The 18,614-nt window shown below is 60.5% G+C and carries 18 protein-coding genes and 1 tRNA gene; 12 read left to right on the plus strand and 7 right to left on the minus strand.

Annotated features, from left to right (window positions below; genetic code table 11):
• Nucleotides 1–15: 15 nt before the first annotated feature.
• Nucleotides 16–1,125: an aminofutalosine synthase MqnE gene (gene mqnE, locus J8C05_RS02795; protein ID WP_211422687.1), complete on the minus strand. Its 1,110-nt coding sequence runs from the start codon at nucleotides 1,123–1,125 to the stop codon at nucleotides 16–18.
• 209 nt (nucleotides 1,126–1,334) lie between these two features.
• Between mqnE and J8C05_RS02800 the strand changes: the two genes are divergently transcribed.
• Nucleotides 1,335–2,366 carry a hypothetical protein gene (locus J8C05_RS02800; RefSeq protein WP_211422688.1) on the plus strand — a complete coding sequence of 344 codons (1,032 nt, stop codon included), beginning with the start codon at nucleotides 1,335–1,337 and terminating at the stop codon, nucleotides 2,364–2,366.
• Nucleotides 2,367–2,435: 69 nt separating this feature from the next.
• Nucleotides 2,436–3,932 (plus strand): magnesium chelatase, encoded by a 1,497-nt coding sequence (locus J8C05_RS02805; protein ID WP_211422689.1) that lies wholly within the window; start codon nucleotides 2,436–2,438, stop codon nucleotides 3,930–3,932.
• A gap of 53 nt (nucleotides 3,933–3,985) precedes the next feature.
• Here J8C05_RS02805 and pxpB read toward each other — a convergent pair whose 3' ends face one another.
• Genes pxpB through J8C05_RS02820 form a run of 3 tightly spaced genes read right to left on the minus strand, consistent with a single transcriptional unit; the run spans nucleotide 3,986 to nucleotide 5,881 of the window.
• Nucleotides 3,986–4,723: a 5-oxoprolinase subunit PxpB gene (gene pxpB, locus J8C05_RS02810; RefSeq protein ID WP_211422690.1), complete on the minus strand. Its 738-nt coding sequence runs from the start codon at nucleotides 4,721–4,723 to the stop codon at nucleotides 3,986–3,988.
• 30 nt (nucleotides 4,724–4,753) lie between these two features.
• Nucleotides 4,754–5,533: a LamB/YcsF family protein gene (locus tag J8C05_RS02815; protein WP_211422691.1), complete on the minus strand. Its 780-nt coding sequence runs from the start codon at nucleotides 5,531–5,533 to the stop codon at nucleotides 4,754–4,756.
• A 33-nt stretch (nucleotides 5,534–5,566) separates the two neighbouring features.
• Complete coding sequence (locus J8C05_RS02820; RefSeq protein ID WP_211422692.1) at nucleotides 5,567–5,881, minus strand: hypothetical protein; 315 nt, start codon at nucleotides 5,879–5,881, stop codon at nucleotides 5,567–5,569.
• Nucleotides 5,882–5,975: 94 nt separating this feature from the next.
• Between J8C05_RS02820 and rfaE2 the strand changes: the two genes are divergently transcribed.
• Nucleotides 5,976–6,473 carry a D-glycero-beta-D-manno-heptose 1-phosphate adenylyltransferase gene (gene rfaE2, locus J8C05_RS02825; protein WP_211422693.1) on the plus strand — a complete coding sequence of 166 codons (498 nt, stop codon included), beginning with the start codon at nucleotides 5,976–5,978 and terminating at the stop codon, nucleotides 6,471–6,473.
• 38 nt (nucleotides 6,474–6,511) lie between these two features.
• Here rfaE2 and J8C05_RS02830 read toward each other — a convergent pair whose 3' ends face one another.
• Nucleotides 6,512–7,798: a cation:proton antiporter gene (locus tag J8C05_RS02830; protein ID WP_211422694.1), complete on the minus strand. Its 1,287-nt coding sequence runs from the start codon at nucleotides 7,796–7,798 to the stop codon at nucleotides 6,512–6,514.
• A gap of 192 nt (nucleotides 7,799–7,990) precedes the next feature.
• Between J8C05_RS02830 and J8C05_RS02835 the strand changes: the two genes are divergently transcribed.
• The 4 genes from J8C05_RS02835 (at nucleotide 7,991) to J8C05_RS02850 (ending at nucleotide 10,824) form a co-directional block, all read left to right on the plus strand.
• Nucleotides 7,991–8,476 carry a YkvA family protein gene (locus J8C05_RS02835; RefSeq protein WP_211422695.1) on the plus strand — a complete coding sequence of 162 codons (486 nt, stop codon included), beginning with the start codon at nucleotides 7,991–7,993 and terminating at the stop codon, nucleotides 8,474–8,476.
• 261 nt (nucleotides 8,477–8,737) lie between these two features.
• On the plus strand, nucleotides 8,738–8,935 hold the full coding sequence (locus tag J8C05_RS02840) for a hypothetical protein (protein WP_211422696.1): 198 nt from the start codon (nucleotides 8,738–8,740) through the stop codon (nucleotides 8,933–8,935).
• Nucleotides 8,936–9,061: 126 nt separating this feature from the next.
• The gene (locus J8C05_RS02845; RefSeq protein WP_211422697.1) at nucleotides 9,062–9,421 is read left to right on the plus strand and encodes a hypothetical protein; all 360 of its coding nucleotides are present in this window, start codon (nucleotides 9,062–9,064) and stop codon (nucleotides 9,419–9,421) included.
• A 32-nt stretch (nucleotides 9,422–9,453) separates the two neighbouring features.
• The gene (locus J8C05_RS02850) at nucleotides 9,454–10,824 is read left to right on the plus strand and encodes a Fic family protein (protein ID WP_459543833.1); all 1,371 of its coding nucleotides are present in this window, start codon (nucleotides 9,454–9,456) and stop codon (nucleotides 10,822–10,824) included.
• Nucleotides 10,825–10,958: 134 nt separating this feature from the next.
• Here the strand turns inward: J8C05_RS02850 and J8C05_RS02855 are convergent, their stop codons facing one another.
• Complete coding sequence (locus J8C05_RS02855) at nucleotides 10,959–11,825, minus strand: ABC transporter permease (RefSeq protein WP_211422698.1); 867 nt, start codon at nucleotides 11,823–11,825, stop codon at nucleotides 10,959–10,961.
• Nucleotides 11,826–12,615: 790 nt separating this feature from the next.
• Between J8C05_RS02855 and J8C05_RS02860 the strand changes: the two genes are divergently transcribed.
• The 5 genes from J8C05_RS02860 to J8C05_RS02880 all read left to right on the plus strand — a co-directional run bounded on the left by J8C05_RS02860 (nucleotide 12,616) and on the right by J8C05_RS02880 (nucleotide 18,481).
• Nucleotides 12,616–13,428, plus strand: a complete 813-nt coding sequence (locus J8C05_RS02860; protein WP_211422699.1) for a hypothetical protein — start codon at nucleotides 12,616–12,618, stop codon at nucleotides 13,426–13,428.
• 325 nt (nucleotides 13,429–13,753) lie between these two features.
• Complete coding sequence (locus tag J8C05_RS02865) at nucleotides 13,754–14,830, plus strand: DNA adenine methylase (protein ID WP_211422700.1); 1,077 nt, start codon at nucleotides 13,754–13,756, stop codon at nucleotides 14,828–14,830.
• A gap of 58 nt (nucleotides 14,831–14,888) precedes the next feature.
• On the plus strand, nucleotides 14,889–15,983 hold the full coding sequence (locus J8C05_RS02870; RefSeq protein WP_211422701.1) for a DNA adenine methylase: 1,095 nt from the start codon (nucleotides 14,889–14,891) through the stop codon (nucleotides 15,981–15,983).
• A gap of 10 nt (nucleotides 15,984–15,993) precedes the next feature.
• On the plus strand, nucleotides 15,994–16,812 hold the full coding sequence (locus J8C05_RS02875) for a CPBP family intramembrane glutamic endopeptidase (RefSeq protein ID WP_014099092.1): 819 nt from the start codon (nucleotides 15,994–15,996) through the stop codon (nucleotides 16,810–16,812).
• Nucleotides 16,813–16,915: 103 nt separating this feature from the next.
• Nucleotides 16,916–18,481, plus strand: a complete 1,566-nt coding sequence (locus J8C05_RS02880) for a hypothetical protein (RefSeq protein ID WP_211422702.1) — start codon at nucleotides 16,916–16,918, stop codon at nucleotides 18,479–18,481.
• A gap of 47 nt (nucleotides 18,482–18,528) precedes the next feature.
• On the opposite strand, the gene J8C05_RS02885 is transcribed toward J8C05_RS02880, so the two are convergent.
• Nucleotides 18,529–18,604, minus strand: a tRNA-Glu gene (locus J8C05_RS02885).
• Between the last annotated feature and the right edge of the window lie 10 nt (nucleotides 18,605–18,614).

Raw genomic sequence — 18,614 nt, forward strand, 5'->3', positions numbered from 1 at the left:
GGAAAAGCTGTGGGTTCAGACCATGGCCGCCGTGGTTTCCCGAACGACGGGCTGGTAGAGCGTGTCGCGTTCGACCGGTTCAAAGCCGGCATCCCGGATGAGGGAGACGACTTCTTCACGGGTCGTCATGCAGCGGTCGCGTCCGTCGGCTGAGTAGGTCGCCACCAGCGGGCCGCCGCCGGACACCGTGCCGTCAAGGTCATCGGCCCCGAAATGGAGCGCCATCTGCGCCGTCTGGCGTCCGAGCATGACCCAGTAGGCCTTGATGTGGTCAAAGTTGTCGAGCATCAGCCGGGAGACGGCAATGGTTTTGAGACTGTCCACGGCGGTCGGCCCCGGCAGGTGCGCCAGTTCCGTATGTTCAGGATAAAACGCCAACGGGATGAAGCACTGAAACCCACCGGTTTCATCCTGCAGGTCGCGCAGCCGCAGCATGTGGTCCACACGGTCGGCGTAACTTTCAATGTGGCCGTAAAGCATGGTGGCGTTGGAGCGGATGCCTTGGCGGTGTACGGCCCGCGCCATGTCAAGCCACCGCTGGCTGTCGCACTTGTGACGGCAGATTTTTTCCCGTATGTGCTCGGCAAATATCTCCGCCCCACCGCCTGGGCAGGAATCCAGCCCGGCTTCGCGCAACCGCTCGATGACTTCTTCATCCGACAGCCGCGTGATGCGCTTGAAGTGATCGAGTTCAACCATGGTGAAGGCTTTCAGGTGCACGTTGGGGAAGGCGCTTTTCAGCCCGCGCAGCAGGTCAAGGTAGTAGTCGAACTTGAGCGTCGGATGCAGTCCGCCGACGATGTGGACTTCCGTGATACCAGCTTCATAGTAGGGCCGGACTTCGGCAATGGCCTGCTCGATGGTGTAGGTGTAGGCCCCTTCCTGTCCGGGCTTGCGGTAAAACGAGCAAAACGTGCAGTCCCAGTAGCAGACGTTCGTTGGGTTGAGGTGATGGTTGACATTGTAGTAAGCCACGTTGCCATGTCGCGCGCGGCGGACGGTGTGGGCCAGGTGGCCGAGCAGCGCGACCGACCGGGTTTCAAACAGGGCCACCCCGTCGTCGAAGGAAAGCCGCTCACCGGCTTGTACTTTCTCGGCAATGCGGAGAATAGGGTCACTGGTCATAAGTACAGGTTGAAAACGTGTGAAATGCACCAGACGGGGGTATGGCGACAAGGCATCTTAGCGACCACCGTGCAGCGCGGCAACGCGCCGTGGCAGGCGCATTGACGCACGGAAAAATCCTGTGTTAACTTCCTTGCGTATCCTTCCAGTTGGCAAAACCTCATCCACGACGGTTTTCTTTCACCCGCTCTGCTGAATCACCGTTGCTTATGCTGACCGGCTTCAATACCGACATCACCTACAACGGTGTCGTGTATCACGTACAGACCGAGGACAAAGGGCCGGCCAACCCGCTGATTCTGTCTCTTGTGTATGTTGGAGGGCAGATTCTGGCGTCGAAGCGCACCTACTACGTGAAGGAACTGGAAGAGGGGGTCACGCCGGCCGAGTTGCAGAAAAAGCTGGAGAAGCAGCACAAGGCTATCCTGGCGCTCATTGCGCGGGGACGGGTGGAGGAGTTGATCCACAAGCGGGAGACCGCGGCCAACCGGTCTCCGGTAGAACCTCCGCCGCTGCCGCCGGCGCCGCCGGCCCTTCCACCTCATCCCTCGGCTACGGAATCCCTTTCGCCTGCGTTGACCAAATCATTTTCTGAAGGACCTCCGGCGCCAGTCACCGGCAGCCTTCCCCCGCCGCCGCCCCCGCCACCACCGATTCCGGGATTGACGCGGGTCACTTCGGCGCTCGATAGCGTGCTGGCCGGCATAAGTGACCCGCTGCACCGTGCGCCTTCCACACCGCCGCCCCCACCACACCCGGCCCCTTCATCCTCCGGTCCGGCGGTAACGACGATGCTCGGCAATCTCCTGCCGCCGCTTGGTCAACCGGGAGCTTCTTCTGATTGGTCGCCTTCGACGACCGGCGGAACGCCAAAGGCTTCGATTGACCTCAACAGCATGGTCAATCAGTACGTGGCCAGCAACCTGCAATCCGAAAAGCCAGTCATCACCCTGCTTGGCAACCCGGCGTTTTATGCTGGAGAGACGGTTGTTATCCAGGTGCATGTCACCCGTGGCGTCAACGGTCCTCCCATCCCCAATGCACCGGTCATCGTCAAGGTCTTCGGTACCCATGACCGTCCGCACCGCAGCTCAGCGTCAACGGGGCAGGATGGGACAGCGGTTCTGACACTGACCCTGCCCAACATCCACGCTGGAACGGCGGCGGTGGTCATCAGCGTGATGACCGAGTCCGGCGAAGCCGAAGTCAAACACCTGATCCGGCGTCGCAAGATTGGCTGAACCCCGGCGTTCTTTTCTGTTTTCCTGACTCCCCCGGCATCTTGATGGTCTCTTACAGGTTTTGTTGCCATGGCTTTGCCTGCTACCTTCGGTGAACTCAAAAACAGCCCGTGGGGTGATCCCGCCCGGTGGCGTCGCTCGGTCAAGGACGAAATGCGCGCCAATCTCATCGCCAAGCTCGAACGGGGCGAAAAGGTCTTTCCGGGCATCGTGGGCTATGAAGATTCCGTTGAACCCCACCTCATCAACGCCATTTTGTCGCGGCACAACCTGATTCTGCTGGGGCGGCGGGGGCAGGCCAAAAGCCGTATCCTGCGTTCTCTGACCAGCCTGCTCGATGAGGCAATCCCCATCGTGGCCGGCTCGGAAATCAACGACAACCCCTTTGCGCCCATCAGCGCCTACGCGCAGCGCGTCCTGGACGAGCAGGGGGATGCCACGCCCATTGCCTGGCGAACGCGCGCGGAGCGGTACATCGAAAAACTGGCCACGCCGGATGTCACCATTGCCGACATCATCGGGGACATTGACCCCATCAAGGCGGCGAAGAGCGGCAACCTGCTCAGCGACGAGACCACCATGCACTTTGGTCTGCTGCCCCGGGCCAACCGCGCCATCTTTGCCATCAACGAGTTGCCCGATCTGGCCGGTAAAATCCAGGTTGGGTTGTTCAACATCATGCAGGAAGGGGACGTGCAGATTAAGGGCTTTCCCGTCCGGCTCAAGCTGGATGTTGCCCTGGTGTTTTCGGCCAACCCTGAAGACTACACGGCGCGCGGCAAGATCATCACGCCACTCAAGGACCGGATCGGTTCGGAAATCCTGACCCACTACCCACAGACCATCGAGGAAGGCGCACGGATCACGGCGCAGGAAGCCTGGACTGACCGCGCGGCCCACGCGCCGATCCACATCCCGAAGTTCGTCCGGGAAATCGTGGAAACCATTGCGTTCGTTGCCCGTGAGGACCAGCGGATTGACCGGCGTTCAGGCGTCAGCCAGCGATTGCCCATCTCGCTGCTCGAAAATGTCGTCAGCAGCGCCGAGCGCCGGGCGTTGCGCCACCACGAAACCATCATCGTGCCGCGCATTTCGGACATCTACGCTTCACTGCCGGCGATCACCGGCAAAATCGAACTGGAGTACGAAGGCGAACAGGTCGGCGCGGAACGCATTGCCCGCGAACTCATCCGAACTGCCTGCGGACGGGTTTATGACAACTACCTGGCGCTGGCCGAAACCGGGCGCATCGTTGAGTGGTTCAATCAGGGCCACAGTCTGAAGGTGTCTGAGACAGATTCCTCAGCCACGATACTGGAAAAGATGCGTACCATTCGGACGCTCATCGAAGTTGCCGAAATGGGCGGTTACGCTGAAGGCCGCACGCCGGCGCACCTGGTTTCCGCCGCCGAGCTGATTCTGGAAGGGCTGCACGCCCAGCGCAAAGTCAGCCGTTCGGAAGAGCGTGGCTACGGCAAGGCCGCTCCGGCTGACCGGCGGCGCGGACGACGTGGCGACGACGAGGATGACCTCGGCAACTGGGGTGGTTTCGGAAGCCTCAACTAGGCTCAACCAGGGCCGGGAATATCAGCCCGGAAGCCGTCTGGCGCGCGCAGCCGTTATGCCTGTCCGGTGAAGCGTTCCGCGCTGCCGGCTTCCGCGGCCAACGCCGCCAGCCAGTCCTCGTAACCTATCGGGTAAAAGCACACTTCATCGCCGGGCTGCAAGCGCGCCGGCTGCGGTGCAAACGGTTCAAACATCCGTACCGGTGTCCGTCCGATGAGTTGCCAGCCGCCGGGTGATGCCGTCGGGTAAATGCCGGTTTGACGCCCGGCGATGCCGACGCTGCCGGCTGGCACATGTGGGCGCGGCGTCGGACGGCGCGGTGTGGCAATCCGCTCATCCACAAGTCCCAGGTAGGCAAAACCCGGCAGAAAGCCCAGCATGAAAACCCGATAGACCGGGGCGGTGTGGCGGGCGATGACTTCTTCAACGGACAGGCCGTGCTGCTGCGCCACGAAGGGCAAATCGGGTCCACAACGAAGGTCATAGCACACGGGCAATGTGATTCGCCGCCGGGAAAAGCCGTCCGCCGGGGGCAGATCACGGAGTAATCCCTCGATGTGGCTGATGACGGCCGCCTGGGCGCTGGGATATGTCGGGTAGGCGCGGGCCACCTGGTCGGGCGCGTAAAACACGCCGAGCGAAGCATAGGCCGGGACGGTTTCCCGAAGTCCGGCAAAGGGTTGGGCCGCCAGCGCCTGATCGAGCCGGCATACCTGTTCGTGCAGTGCCGGTGAAATGGACTGTCCGAACTCAACCGTCAGCGCATCGTCGGCAATGGGAAATATGCGCATCCTGGTCGGCAGTGGGCTGGGCAACGATGTTTACCCATTGGCCGGATACCCGTTGGTCGGAGCTGCGATGCGTACGCCGTCGGCTTCGAGGGCACGCCGGATGGCCCGCGCAAAATCGAGCGCGTGGGGGCCGTCGCCGTGCAGACAGAGCGTTTCCGCCCGCAGTGCCACGACGTGATTCTGCGCGGCAATGACGGACTGCTGATGAACGATGCGCCGGGCCTGGGCCACGGCTTCGTCCACGTCCGCGATGAGCGCGTCCGTCCGGGAGCGCGGCACAAGCGTTCCTTCCAGGGTGTAGCGCCGGTCGGCAAAGGCTTCCCCAACCGCCCGCAGTCCGATCTTTTCGGCTTCCGCCACCAGGCAGCTCCCGGCCAGTCCGTACAGGATAAGTCTGGGATTGATGCACTGTACGGCCCGGGCAATGGCCGCGGCACAGTCGGCATCGCGCGCGGCGCGGTTGTACAGTGCGCCGTGGGGCTTGACGTGGTGCAGGCAGCCGCCCAGTGCGGTACACATCCCCTGAACGGCCGCGACCTGATAGAGCACGCAGTCGAAGACTTCTGCGGGAGTGAGCGCCATGTCACGGCGTCCAAAGCCGAGCAGGTCGGGATAGCTCGGATGCGCCCCGATGGCGACGCCCTGTGTCAGCGCCCGCTGAATACTTGCCCGCAGCGTATGCGGATCGCCGGCGTGGAAGCCACAGGCCAGATTGACGGATGAGACATAGGGCAGAATGGCTTCATCCGCGCCCATAGACCAGGCGCCGAAGCTTTCGCCTAGGTCGGCATTCAGATCAATCGTTACCATGTTCGGCTTGATGACCGGTTCAGTACTGGGGCCTTACCGGTCGTTGGGCTTCCGATCTTCCTTTTTCCGGTCGTTTTTGTCGTCCTTGCGGTCGTCGTCCTTCAACTTTTTGTCAATGTAGCGCGGCTCTTTTTTCTTGTCGTCTTTCCTGTCGTCGGCTTTGTCCTTCTTGTCCCTGTCGTCCCGCTTCTGAATGCCGGCCACAAGACGCAGCGCCGCCGTGCTGTCCGCCAGAACGACGTGGGAAACGGGTATGGGGGAAGGGCCCTCGTGAGAAAGTGCAGCGAGGCCCAAAAAACAACTCACCACAACGAACAGCCTGACAATGCTACGCCTGCGGAATGTCATGATGTCCTCAACGGGCGACACTTTACCGGGTGGGATGCCAGGCAACGTTCGGCCGGTTGCATAAGCGCCCTGGCTTTTGGTGAACTGTCACCGTATGCATACCGCCGATAAAGTGTGTTCTCTAACAGAACTCGCGGCGCGCGTCACGGCCTGGCGGCGCGAGGGCAAGCGGATTGTGCTGGCGAACGGGTGTTTTGACCTGCTGCACGTCGGTCACGTGCGGTATCTGCAGGCGGCGCGGGAACAGGGCGATGTGCTGGTTGTCGGCGTCAACGGCGATGCCGCTGTGCGTGAACTCAAAGGACCCGGACGGCCGGTGATGCCTGATGTCGAGCGGGCTGAAATCCTGGCTGCGCTGGCCTGCGTGGATGCCGTGGTGATCTTTCACGAGCGGACAGTGGAAACCCTGCTGTGGACGCTGCGCCCGGAAGTTCACGCCAAAGGGACGGACTACCGCCCGGAGACCGTCCCCGAACGCGACGTTGTCCGGGCGTATGGCGGGCAGGTGGTGATTGTTGGTGATCCCAAAGATCACTCGACAAGCAACCTGCTCCAGCAGCTCCGTGCCAGACCGCTGCCTGATCGGTCGTAAGCATGTCGTGTCCCGGCTGCAACGTCCGGTGCAGGTTTTCAGGCTGTCCCGCCGGCCGGCGCGGCGTCCACATCGTCCGGCGTCGGCCCCTGGGCTGCGACAAAGTACGCCACGAGCCGCCCCACCGTCAGCCCCTGCACGAGAATCGAGAAGACCACCACCACGTAGGTGGCGGCCACGATGATGTCCCGCGCCGGAGAAGGGGGCAGCGCCAGCGCCAGGGCAATCGAAATTCCGCCGCGCAAACCGCTCCAGGTGAGAATGCGAATCGTGCCCGGCGGAAGCCACTGCCGCAACCGCAGCGTCGTAATTGTCAGTCCGACCCCGGCCGCCCGTCCGACCAGAGAGGCCACTGTTGCCAGCAGTCCGATGACGAAGTAGGAGGGCTGAAGGGCAATGACGATGAGTTCGAGGCCAATCAGGAAAAACAGCACGGCGTTGAGAATTTCGTCAATCAGTTCCCAGAAGACATCGAGACGCAAGCGCGTTTCTTCGGACATGGCTTGGATGCGCGCCCGATTGCCGATGAACAGACCGGCCACGACCACGGCAATCGGCGCCGACAGGTGAAGCGTCTCGGCCAGGGCATAAGTGCCCGTCACCAGCGCCAGGGTGATCAGCACCTCGACCTGGTAGGCATCCACGGTCTTGAGCATCAGGTAAGCGGCCCAGGCCAGGACAAAGCCCAGCACCGCGCCCCCAATGGCTTCCTGGACAAAGAGTTTGGCGACGCCAGCGGCACTCAGGGATTCCGGCCGCCGGTACACTTCCAGCAGGGTGAGAAACACCACAACGCCAACACCGTCGTTGAAAAGCGATTCTCCCGCAATCTTGGTTTCAAGCTGTTTCGGGGCGCCCACCCGTTTGACAATGCCCAGCACGGCAATGGGGTCGGTAGGCGCAATCAATGCTCCAAACAGCAACGCTTCCAGGTAGGTGAGCGGCAACCCCAGAAACCCGGTGGCATAGTAAAACAGCGTCCCGGTGACGAACGTCGAGAGCACAACGCCCACGGTTGAGAGAATTCCAACCGGATACTTGGCCAGCCGGAGGTCTTCGACGTGAACGTGCAGCGCGCCGGCAAAAAGCAGAAACCCCAGCATGCCGTGCAACAGCACGTCGCCAAAGTCAATCGAACTGACAAACTGGGCAAAGCTCCGCAACGGGATGAGACCCATTTCACCCAGGATGACCAGCACGACCGAAATGAGCAGGGAAATGGCCATCAGCCCAATCGTTGCCGGCAGGCGAATCCAGCGGATGTTGACATAGGCTGCCAGGGCTGCCAGCGTGAGCAGGATGGCTATCGTGTGGTAGGCAGACATCGGTATTGTTCCTGTGGTGAGATGTTCAGCACTCTGGCTTTGGGCGGAACATATTGGTTCAGGTCGGCAAAGGCTGTGCCGAAAGCCACACGGTTTACAGGTGCGTATGGCATCAAGCCATGCCAAAATCGAGGCGAGGTTGGTTATGGCTCCAGTTTTGACTATTGGGTTGGCATCAGAGGTAAGCATCACATGACTGACCGTGTATTGCATCCGCCGGTTTCGCTCGAAGCCACGAATGGCAGGCATCAGGGGGAACTCCATCAGGCTGAGCGTCTGTCCGCCAAATCTTCGGGCCCGCTGCGCCGTCTGGCGCGTGAAGCCCTGCGTTTTCTGCCCAACCTGCTCAAGCTGGCCTACCGTCTGGCACGTGACTCGCGCGTTCCACAGGCGGACAAGATCATTCTGGCGGCCACGATTGCCTACGTGCTCACCCCGCTCGATGTGTTTCCCGATTTCATCCCGTTCTTCGGGCAGATTGACGACAGCTACCTGCTCGCGGTCGCCCTGTTGCGCCTGCTCAGCCGGACGCCCGGCGAGGTGTTGGCCGAACACTGGGAAGGCCCCGGCGACATTCGCCCCCTGCTCAACCGGATCATCGTGCTGACGACCTTTTTCCTGCCCAAGCGGGTGCGGCGGGTGGTCGTGGCGCAGGTCGAGCCGTTGACGCAACCCTGAGTTGGCTGATTTCCGCAGTCTATGCTGCGGCCGTACTGACTGAAGTCAGAGCAGCCGCTCATGCCAGAACTGCCACCCAGCCGTGGATGGGGCTGGGGGCGGGAAATCAGCCGTGACAGGCTGAACATTCAAATCACAACCCAATCGAAAGAAAACAAGGACGGTTCGGAGTGGAGACTGCCGGGCCTTGACGGCAAACGTGTTATTTTGTACCTTTGTTTTGAAAATCGTTTTCATTTTCTTGAAAGGCTGTTTCACTCCATGGCGTTCTCCCCGGCACTGGACATCCGCATCTATGTCACGGAGTGGGGTGATGTCCGCATCGAGACCCCGCACTGGCGACATACCCTGCCCCCGGCTGATTTTGTGCGTTGGCTCCGGTCTGCCCGGTCAGACCGTCCGCGCGCTGTGAACCCGGCCCCGCTGCCGAACGGTCTGCGGCGTGAATCCGGGCGTTGACCGGATGCTGCTGTTTCCGGTCATCGTGTTTTGGGGTTGGTGACGACGGCGCTGCCCCTCTCCTCTCACCAGCCGTTTTTCCGGCGGCTGCTTGCGTACGGTTGGTACGCGGAAAGGTTTTCTGCCATGACACCATTTGAGCATCTGACCAGCGCCGCTTTGGCGTGTTCGCACCAGCGGGCATTTGTCGGGGGCGTCGTCCAGCACCCACAAACCGGGAAGTTCCAGCTCTGGTTTTTGCCGACCGGACGGGACATCGAGCCACTGCGGGCTTACGAGTCACAGGCGCAGGCGGCCGCCAGCTATCACGCTTTGCGGCGCGCATTTTCGAGCGGAAATCCAACCCGTCTGGCTGAAGCCTTTGCGGCCGTGTCGGCAACCGGTGAAAACCCGGCGTCGTTTCCGCCTGATTTTCTGGAACGCCTGCGCCTTGGCGTGCAGAAAGCGCTTGCGGCGCGTGGGATCACCGTCTGTTTTGCGCCGTAGCCGGTGGGCGTGGATTGCGGGCGGTGACATGGATGACGACGGCCATCACCGCGACGCCGGCCGGCAGAAGCAGTGTCACCGCCGCACAAGTGGCTGATTGCGCTGGAAAAACGGATTCCAGACCTGCCCGGATATGCGTCGGGATTGGCTATTCAACGAATTTGCTGTTTTGTTTAATAGCCGGCCGTTGTATTCAACGATCCTTGAATACATCTCACATCCATGAAGACGGCAGGCCTGTGCAACGCGGACTGACAGGGTACTACAAGACACTTTCCGTGGCTGGGGAGACGGTTCGTGCTTTCGTCCCCCATCCCCTGCCACCTCGCCCTTCCCTGGAATTTGACAGCCGGCGGCAACGTCTCCTGGAAGAGGCCACCTTGTCTTTGGGCCGGCTGGACAGTGTAACCCTGCTCCTGTCGGAGCCTGATCTCTTTCTCTATGCCTATGTTCGTCGTGAAGCCGTGCTTTCTTCCCAGATTGAAGGTACCCAATCATCTTTGGCGCATTTACTTCTCTTTGAGCTGGAAGAAGCGCCGGGTGTTCCGCTGGATGATGTGACAGAGGTTTCCAACTATGTTGCGGCGTTGGATCACGGACTCAACCGTCTCAAGGGGGGATTCCCACTCTGTAACCGCCTGCTTCGGGAGATGCACCGCATCCTGCTTTCGCGTGGGCGGGGAAGTGGGCAGTCTCCGGGGGAGTTTCGGCGCACGCAAAACTGGATCGGGGGGACTCGTCCCGGCAATGCGCACTTTGTGCCGCCGCCGCCCGATGTCCTGGAAGATTGCCTGTCTGATTTTGAGCGATTTCTCCATGACGAGACGTTGCCGTATCCAACGCTGGTGAGGGCTGCCCTGGCACACGTCCAATTTGAAACAATTCATCCGTTCCTTGACGGCAACGGACGTATCGGCCGGCTGCTGATTGCCTTTATTCTGCATCACGAAGGGGTTTTACAGCGCCCTTTGCTCTACCTGAGCCTGTATTTCAAACAGCATCGCCGCGAGTATTACCGGCTGCTCGATGTCGTACGTTTCGAGGGAGACTGGGAAGCGTGGTTGGATTTCTTTCTGGAAGGGGTCATCCAGACGGCACGAAATGCCGTTACCACGGCCCAGCGCCTGGTGATGCTGTTCAAGGAAGACACCCAAAAAATCCAGATGTCCAAACTCGGCGTCAACAGTGCGCTGCGGGTGTTCAATGCCTTGTGCGCCCGGCCGGTGCTGTCCTTGCCGGAGTTGGTGCGCCGGACCGGGCTGACATTTCCCACCGCCGCCAAGGGCGTGGATGTCCTCATCCGCCTGAACATCGTGCGGGAACTCACCGGACGTAAGCGAAACCGCATCTTTGCCTATGACTCTTACGTGGCCCTTCTCAATGAAGGCACTGAGCCGGTATGAAGCGGGGTGGGGGTTGTGGTGAGAAGGTGATACGTCTCCCGATGACAGCCGCATAGCCTCACTCTGGCCGGAGGCCGGGAAAACACCCGTGCCAATCCAGGCCGTGGACTGTCGTCTTTGGAAGCTGCGCGGGATCAGCGTGGGTTTGGCGCCGGAGCCGGTGGGTGCTGGTGGCGGGTGGTGACCTGGTTGATGACGACAGCCATCACCGCGACACCGGCCAGCAGCAGCAGCGTCACCGCCGCGCCAAACGGCTGGTTGCGCTGGAAAAACTGATTCCAGATCACATTGCCAAGCAGAATGCTTTTGGCGCCGCCAAGCAGATCGGCGACGACAAAGTTGCCCAGGCTCGGAATGAACACGAGGGCGCTGCCGGCAATCAGTCCCGGACGCGACAAGGGAACGATGACCTTCCAGAACGTCACCCACGGCGTTGCACCCAGGTCGGCCGCCGCATCGAGAAGCTGCCGGTCGAGTTTGTCGAGGCTGGCGACCAGCGGAATGATCATAAAGGGCAGTTCACCGGCGACGAGTCCGATGAACACGGCCAGGTCGTTGTAAAGCAGCGGAAGCGGCTCGCGGATGAGACCCAACCCAAGCAGCGCCGTGTTGATAATGCCCTCGGTACGCAGCAGATGTGTCCAAGCGAAGGTGCGTACCACAAGGCTCGTCCACAGCGGAATGACCGTCATGGTCAGGAGCAGCGGTTTCCAGCGCGGCCTGACTTGGAAGGCCAGGAAAAGCGCCACCGGATAGCTGAGGACGATGCAGACCAGCGTGACAACGACAGCCATCCAGAGCGAGCGCCAGTAAATGGCCAGGTACATCGGCTCCAGGGCCTGCCGGAAGTTGGACAGCGTCCACGTCCAGGCAATGTTGCCGTAGGTTGTGCGGCTGGCGAAGGACTGCCTGGCGACGATGACAAGTGGCAGGAAACCCAGGAGAAACAGCCAGATCGTGGCCGGCGCCAACAGTCCGGCCCGCCATGCGAAACGTTGCACCGTTGGCCTCGCTGACCTCCCGCAAACCCATGCAAAATCAGGTGACAACGCAACCTAATCCTTTTGCCGGCGTTTGAAAAGTACAGCCGGGTAAGCCCGTCAAGGGTGTACCGTTGGCTGGCTATCTGCTGTTTTGGTGTTTGGGTGGGCACTGGATGGTGTCGTGGCCGGCCTTTCTTACCAGAGCGTGGCTTGGTGCAGAGAGTCTTGCTGTTCTATAGTAATTTACTTGACATTACTATTTCTTTATGGCAAGCTGCCTTCAGAACAAGCTGCCTTCAGAACAAGCTGCCTTCAGAACAAGCTGCCTTCAGAACAAGCTGCCTTCCCTTGTAGGTTAGGTAGCCTTCAATCCAGGAGATCAGCTTGTTCGTTGACCAATACTTGTTCCAAAGGAGAACCTTGCCGATGCAATCTGCAATGCGATTTGGATTGCTGCTTGTTATGAGCGTGTGGCTTTGTTCGGTCTCAGGGTTGGCAAGCACAGGCCCATCAGAATTGCCCAACCCATCAGAGCCATCAAAATCAGAGCCATCAAAAAAGACACCTGGCAAGTCGTTGGAGGCCAGGGTTGGAGGCTAGGGGAGGATACAACGCCGACCCTTTGAGCATAAATTGCCACATCGAATACTGGAGTGCTGAACAATCTGGCAACTGCATAGGTTTCTTTGCCATCGTGAACTGTGGCACCTTTTTTGCGCCAGAAATTAGTATCTGTTCAGCCTCAGTCTGTTTTGGCAACCCGGGGTCTGTCACATTGATTTGTTCTTGATAGGGAGGTGTTCTGAAGATGAGACACATCAAAACTGGACTGTTTTTGTTGGCGGCAGGCTTTTTTCTCATTGGCACCGGCGGTACGGCACTGGGGCAGCGCCGGGCTGTTGAACACCGTATGGAGATTCAGGTGACGAACCAGACGATTAATGTTGGGGAGCGGCTCACCATCCGAATTGACGGTGTCCAGCCGAATGACATGATTAACCTTGCCCCCAAGGAACAGACTACAGCCCAGGTTGCAGCCGGCATCATGGTGCCAGCGCCAGGACGTGTCACGACGCTGGGCATTGGCTCTACCTCACCGTTGCCCGATGGCGCTCTGTCCGTAACGCCATCTGAAGTACGCATCACGCGGGCCACGAACTGGACGGGCAACCTGTTCTTCCATGTTGATGTGCCGATGCAGACCCAGGTGACTTTGGTTATCAATGACCAGCCATTGCTCAACGCCAGGCTGTCCGCACCGGTTGCCTTCTGGCGGGAAGCCTTTCACCCAGGCTTCTCCATCGCCCCGGAGACCTTTGTGCGTGCTACCTTGCCAAACATTGACCGGGAAGAGCGGATTCGCCCGGAGGAGGAAGCCTATCGCGTGCCGCCCTCCAAGGTGCAGGTGCTCAAGCGGGTACTGCCGTCTTCCGACACGGCACGGGAGTTGCTGGTGGCTTTCCGCGTGAATGAGCAGGGGCAGGTGTTTGCCGCACACGTACTGACCCACGATGCCCAGGCTGCGGCGTATGCCGAAAACTTCAAGCAGTGGGTGTTTGCGCCGTACGTCGTGGATGGCAAGCCCGTACCTTTCCTGACGGTGATGAAAGTTTCCTTCTGATTCCCGGCAGAGAGACAAGCCGGGTTGTATGAAATCAGGCCGAAGCTGCCCTGTGGAAGGGCGGCTTCGGCCTCACTGTTTTGGGCAGAGCCGACCGTGAGGTCAGCGCCTGAACCAGCATCCGGTGACGCATCCGGCGCGTCCCTGAACGTTTGGTGGATGAGATACGGACGAGTGTTATACTCGCTTCCCATAAACCCAGCTTGATGCCAGTCTGTGGTTGCCAGAAGCTTCACGTCCGTACAATTGCCGCAGGCGGGTCTCTGGGTGACTTCCATACCGCCGGGCTTGCTCCGCCGGTGAGCAGGCTGCCAGGGTCCGGGCTGTGAACTACATTGGCAGCAAATTTTCCCTTCTTCCTTTTCTGGAAAGGCATATAACGGAATTCTCCAAGCCGGATTCGGGTTGGACATTTTTCGATATATTTTCGGGAACAGGCGTTGTCGGAAGACACTTCAAAAAACTTGGATTCCACATCGTCACCAATGACATTCAGTATTACAGCTACTGTCTCAACCGGGCATACATAGGCATCAACCGCCAGCCAGGGTTCAGTGGCATTGTGGAGCATCTGCCACCGCCGGCTGGTCTTTTGCAGTATGATGCGGTTGATGTCGCTCTGGACTATCTGAACCGGCTGACGGGAGTTGAAGGCTTCGTTTACCGGAATTACTGTCCGGGCGGTACGGCCGGAAAAGATTTTCCCCGTCAATACTTCACAGACGAAAATGGAAAACTCTGCGACGCCATTCGCCTTCAAATAGAAGACTGGTATCGGGATGCTGTCATTTCAGACGATGAGTATTTCTATCTGCTGGCCAGCCTGATTGAAGCCATGGACAAGGTTGCCAACACGGCTTCGGTCTATGGCGCGTTTCTCAAGCACGTGAAGCCAAGTGCGCGTAAGCTTCTCAGACTTGAGAGGCTTGAGATCATACCTGACAGCAAAGTGCATCGGGTGTTCAACTGCGATGGAAGCAAGCTGGTAAGTGAAGTGCAATGCGATATTCTCTACATTGATCCTCCCTACAACCAGCGTCAGTACTGCACGAACTACCATGTTCTGGAAACCATCGCAAAATATGACCATCCACAGCTTTATGGCATTACGGGACTGAGGGACTACCGTCACCAGAAATCAGATTTCTGCAATTCTGCAAAGGCTCTTCAATCGCTTGAAAGGCTGATTCAGGAAACAAGTGCAAAATATGTCTTTCTGAGCTACAACAGCGAAGGTCTCATGCGTGAAGATGAGATTATCAGGATGATGGGCCAATACGGAGAGGTGGATTTGAAAAAAGAGGACTATCGCCGGTTCAGAGCCGATATAGACCGGGAAAACCGCAGATACCGGGCAGACCGTGTTACCGAGTACCTGTTTTGCCTGAAAAAGGATGGATAACGGAATCAACCGGGCCGGCTTTTTTGAAAGAGGACGGCACTGCATAGGGAACGTCTGAATGATCAAGTACATCGGCTCCAAACGAACCCTCATCCCGCTCATTCTGGAAACCGTCCGCCGGGCAACAAGGGCCCGAACGGTTCTTGACCCGTTTTCCGGGACGGCCCGCGTCGGGCATGCGCTCAAGGCAGCCGGCTACCGTGTGCTCTCCAACGACCACAATGCCTATGCCGCCGTCCTGGCACGCTGCTACGTTCAGGCCGATGCCGAGGATGTCCTCGAAGACGCCCGCAAACTCGTCCGCGAGTTCAATGCCCTCAAGGGCACGCCGGGCTATTTCACCGAGACGTTCTGCATCCGGTCCCGCTTTTTCCAGCCCAAAAACGGCGAACGGATTGACGCCATCCGCGAAGCCATTGCCGCCAGGGGGCTTGACCCGGAACTGGAAGCCGTCATGCTCGTCTCCCTGATGGAAGCGGCCGACCGCGTGGATTCCACGACCGGCGTGCAGATGGCCTATCTCAAAAGCTGGGCGCCACGCTCGTACAACGACCTCGAACTGCGTGTCCCCAACGTGCTCCCGCGCGCCCGGTACGGCAAAGGGCAGGCGACATGCCTCGATGCCCTCGATGCCGTCCGTCGCTTTGCGGCTGATGTGGCCTACCTTGACCCGCCCTACAACCAGCATTCCTACCTGGGGAACTATCACATCTGGGAGTCGCTCGTGCGGTGGGACAAACCCGAAGTCTATGGCGTCGCATGCAAGCGCGTGGACGTACGCCAGCGCCGCAGTGTCTTCAACGCCCGTTCCCGGTTTACGGCTGCCCTGCACACCCTGCTGACCGCCGTGCAGGCGCCGGTCATCATCGTGTCGTTCAACGACGAAGGTTACGTGACGCGCCAGGACATGGAAGCCATGCTGCGGTCGCTGTGGAACGGCGCCGGGCAGGTCACGACCATCGAGAAGGATTTCAAGCGGTATGTCGGGGCGCAGATTGGCATTTATAACCCACGTGGGGAAAAGGTGGGTGTGGTCAGCCATCTGCGGAACCGGGAATTTCTCTACGTGGCATCCCGCGAAGACCTTGCGCCGGCGCTGATGTCTGTCACGGCTGCACAGCATCGGCAGGGCTGGCTGTTCGGTGAATCTTAGTGTGAGGACTATGCCCGTGTTTCGCCGTTGGGTTGCAACCAGACCAGTTGCCTGCTTCTTTGGCCTGACAGTTCTGCTCTCCTGGTCGTACTGGTTGACGCTGCTTGCCAGCGGGCAACAGGTTCGTCCGGGGTCATCCGCCACGCATCTGCCAGGCTTGTTGGGACCTCTGGTGGCAGCCGTCATCATCACCTGGCTGGCATTTGGGCAAGCCGCCCTGCTGGCGTTCATAAAAAGCGCCCTCGTGCTGCCGCACCCCCGTTTTCAAAATGCTCTCCTTGCCTCGTCGCCGCTTCTGATTGCCGGCGTCACCTTCCTGGGGCTTGCTGCCGCAGGTGGGGAACTGCCGTCCCGGCAAGCGTTTTGTGCCTATCCAGGCGCTCCGGCGGACACCCCGTTGCTGATACTTCTGCCGGCTGTGCTGCTTCTCAACGGTTATGGAGAGGAAGCCGGTTGGCGTGGCTTTGCCACGCGGCATCTTGCTCCAAAGCTTGGAAGATTTCGCGCCACGCTGGTCGTGGCATCTGTCTGGGCGGTCTGGCACGCGCCGCTCTTCTGGCTCAATGCGAGTATGCAGGCGCTGGTCGGGCCGGTCCTGCTGGGGTGGGGCTTCGGGCTGTTGTGCGCGGCTTTTCTGCTCGCCGGCCTATACTTCCTTTCCCAGGAAAGTGTTCTGGTCGTTGCCGTGTGGCACACGCTCTACAACTTCACCGTCGCCACTCCGGCCGGAACTGGCACGCCGGCTGCCCTCATCACGACGGTGGTGATCGTGTGGGGAGCCTGGTTCGCGTTTGTGTGGAGCCGTGAACCCAACAGCTCGAACGCATGACCTTTTCCGCCCAGACGAATGGATCGCCGCGACGTGGTTGTTTTCTGGTAAGGTGTTGCCCTGAAAGGCAACCATGGCTGTTGTGGGGAATGGGCGATCCGGTATGGAGACCACGGTCAGACATCGTGTAGCTCCGGCTGCTGACCCGGCGGCCGACCTCCATGGGCTGACGGCGCACCTCGCGGCGCTTTCGCCAACGGGCGGACGCTTCCGCGTGCAGGTCATCACCCCACATGGTTCCAGTCGTGGCGACTACCACGTGGAATGTGCTGTCAACTACGGCAAGCTGACGGTGACATACTGGGGGCCAAACGGTTCCGCTTGCTGGCGGGTCGAACGCTACGCACGGCATGGCACGGCGCTCCGGCTCGATGTTTCCCGGCGGGTCGGAGCCGAGCGCGGACAGCTCATCATCACCTCCCCGGATGAAGCCCCGGACGAAGCTCCGCCGGAGGCTTTTCCCACGCCGGACATGACACGGTGGAAAGCTTGCGTCCGAACGTGGCTCAACCGAAACCTCCCGGCCGGTGTGCGCATCACCAGCCTGCGCCAACGGCGGTATCCGTCGCCCGTGGCAGGCTGGCGGGCGCAGTATGGCAACACGATCTGGCTGGTCTTCACAACAACCGGGCCGGCAACGCTGCGCCGGCTTCTGGGAGACGCCCTGCACGCACTCGACGCGCTGCCGGCCGCAACCCATCTCTGGCTGTTGCTGCCGCCAGACAGCCGGGTGGAGCTGTTGCCGTTTCTGTCCCTGCTGCGCGTGCCGCAGGTGAGGCTCTACGAAGCCGCGCCCGACTGGTCAGCCGTGCATCCGCTCGCGCCCGGCCACCAGTTGCCGCTCATCACCGAGCCCGTCCGGCTGTGGCGCTACCGTCCGCCCACGCCAGCCGAACTCCAGTACCTGCGCCAATGGTTTGGCGATGCTCTGGATACCCACTGCGAAGTTGTCCCGGCCGGAGGCAGCACGCTATCCGTCCGGTGGTACGGGCTGGAATGCGCCCGGTTGCAACGCCGTGTCGTGGCCGAAGAAAAGGCAGCCGGGCGCACGACACCGGCCCTGCGTTTTGGGTTGACGACGCTGGGCCAGCCAAGCCGTCCGTTGACTGCCCGGAACCGGGCTGATTTCCACGCGCTGCTGGAAACGCTTGGCCGCTACCGGACGCCGACGGCGCGGGAAGTTGGGCATCCGCTCTACCGCGCCCACCCGGAACGCTGGCTGGACGTGGCGGTGCGCCGTCAACTGCACCTTATTGACGAGGCTCTGGATTCGGCGCACATCCGCGTGCAGGCACCCCACTTCAGCCGCGATACGTTGGGGCTGGCCGATTTCGTCACGCTGACCCGCACCGGCCGGCTGGCCGTGGTGGAACTCAAAGCCGACGCCGACGCGGACTTCATCTGGCAGGGGCTGACCTACTGGCTGCGGGCCGTCCATCACTGGCAGAACGGGGATTTCCTGCGCCGGGGCTACTTTGCCGGCGCACAGCCTGATCGCTGCGCCCTGCCCCATCTGTACCTGCTGGCGCCAACGCTGCGGTTTCATCGCACCGTCCGCGCTGTTGCCCGGCGGCTGCGCACAGGCCTGCCGGTGACGCTGCTAGGCGTCAACGAGCGGTGGCGGCAGTCACTGCGGGTTGTCTTCCGGGAGTGCTTTGGCGACTTCTGATGGCCCCCGGCCCCGGAAATGAAAAAGCCGCCGGAACCGGCGGCGGGTGGTGTCTCGTACGGGAGTCGAACCCGTGTTACCGCCGTGAAAGGGCGGTGTCCTAGGCCACTAGACGAACGAGACGCAAATGCTT

The sequence above is a fragment of the Chloracidobacterium sp. N genome (assembly GCF_018304765.1).
GTDB lineage: Bacteria > Acidobacteriota > Blastocatellia > Chloracidobacteriales > Chloracidobacteriaceae > Chloracidobacterium > Chloracidobacterium aggregatum.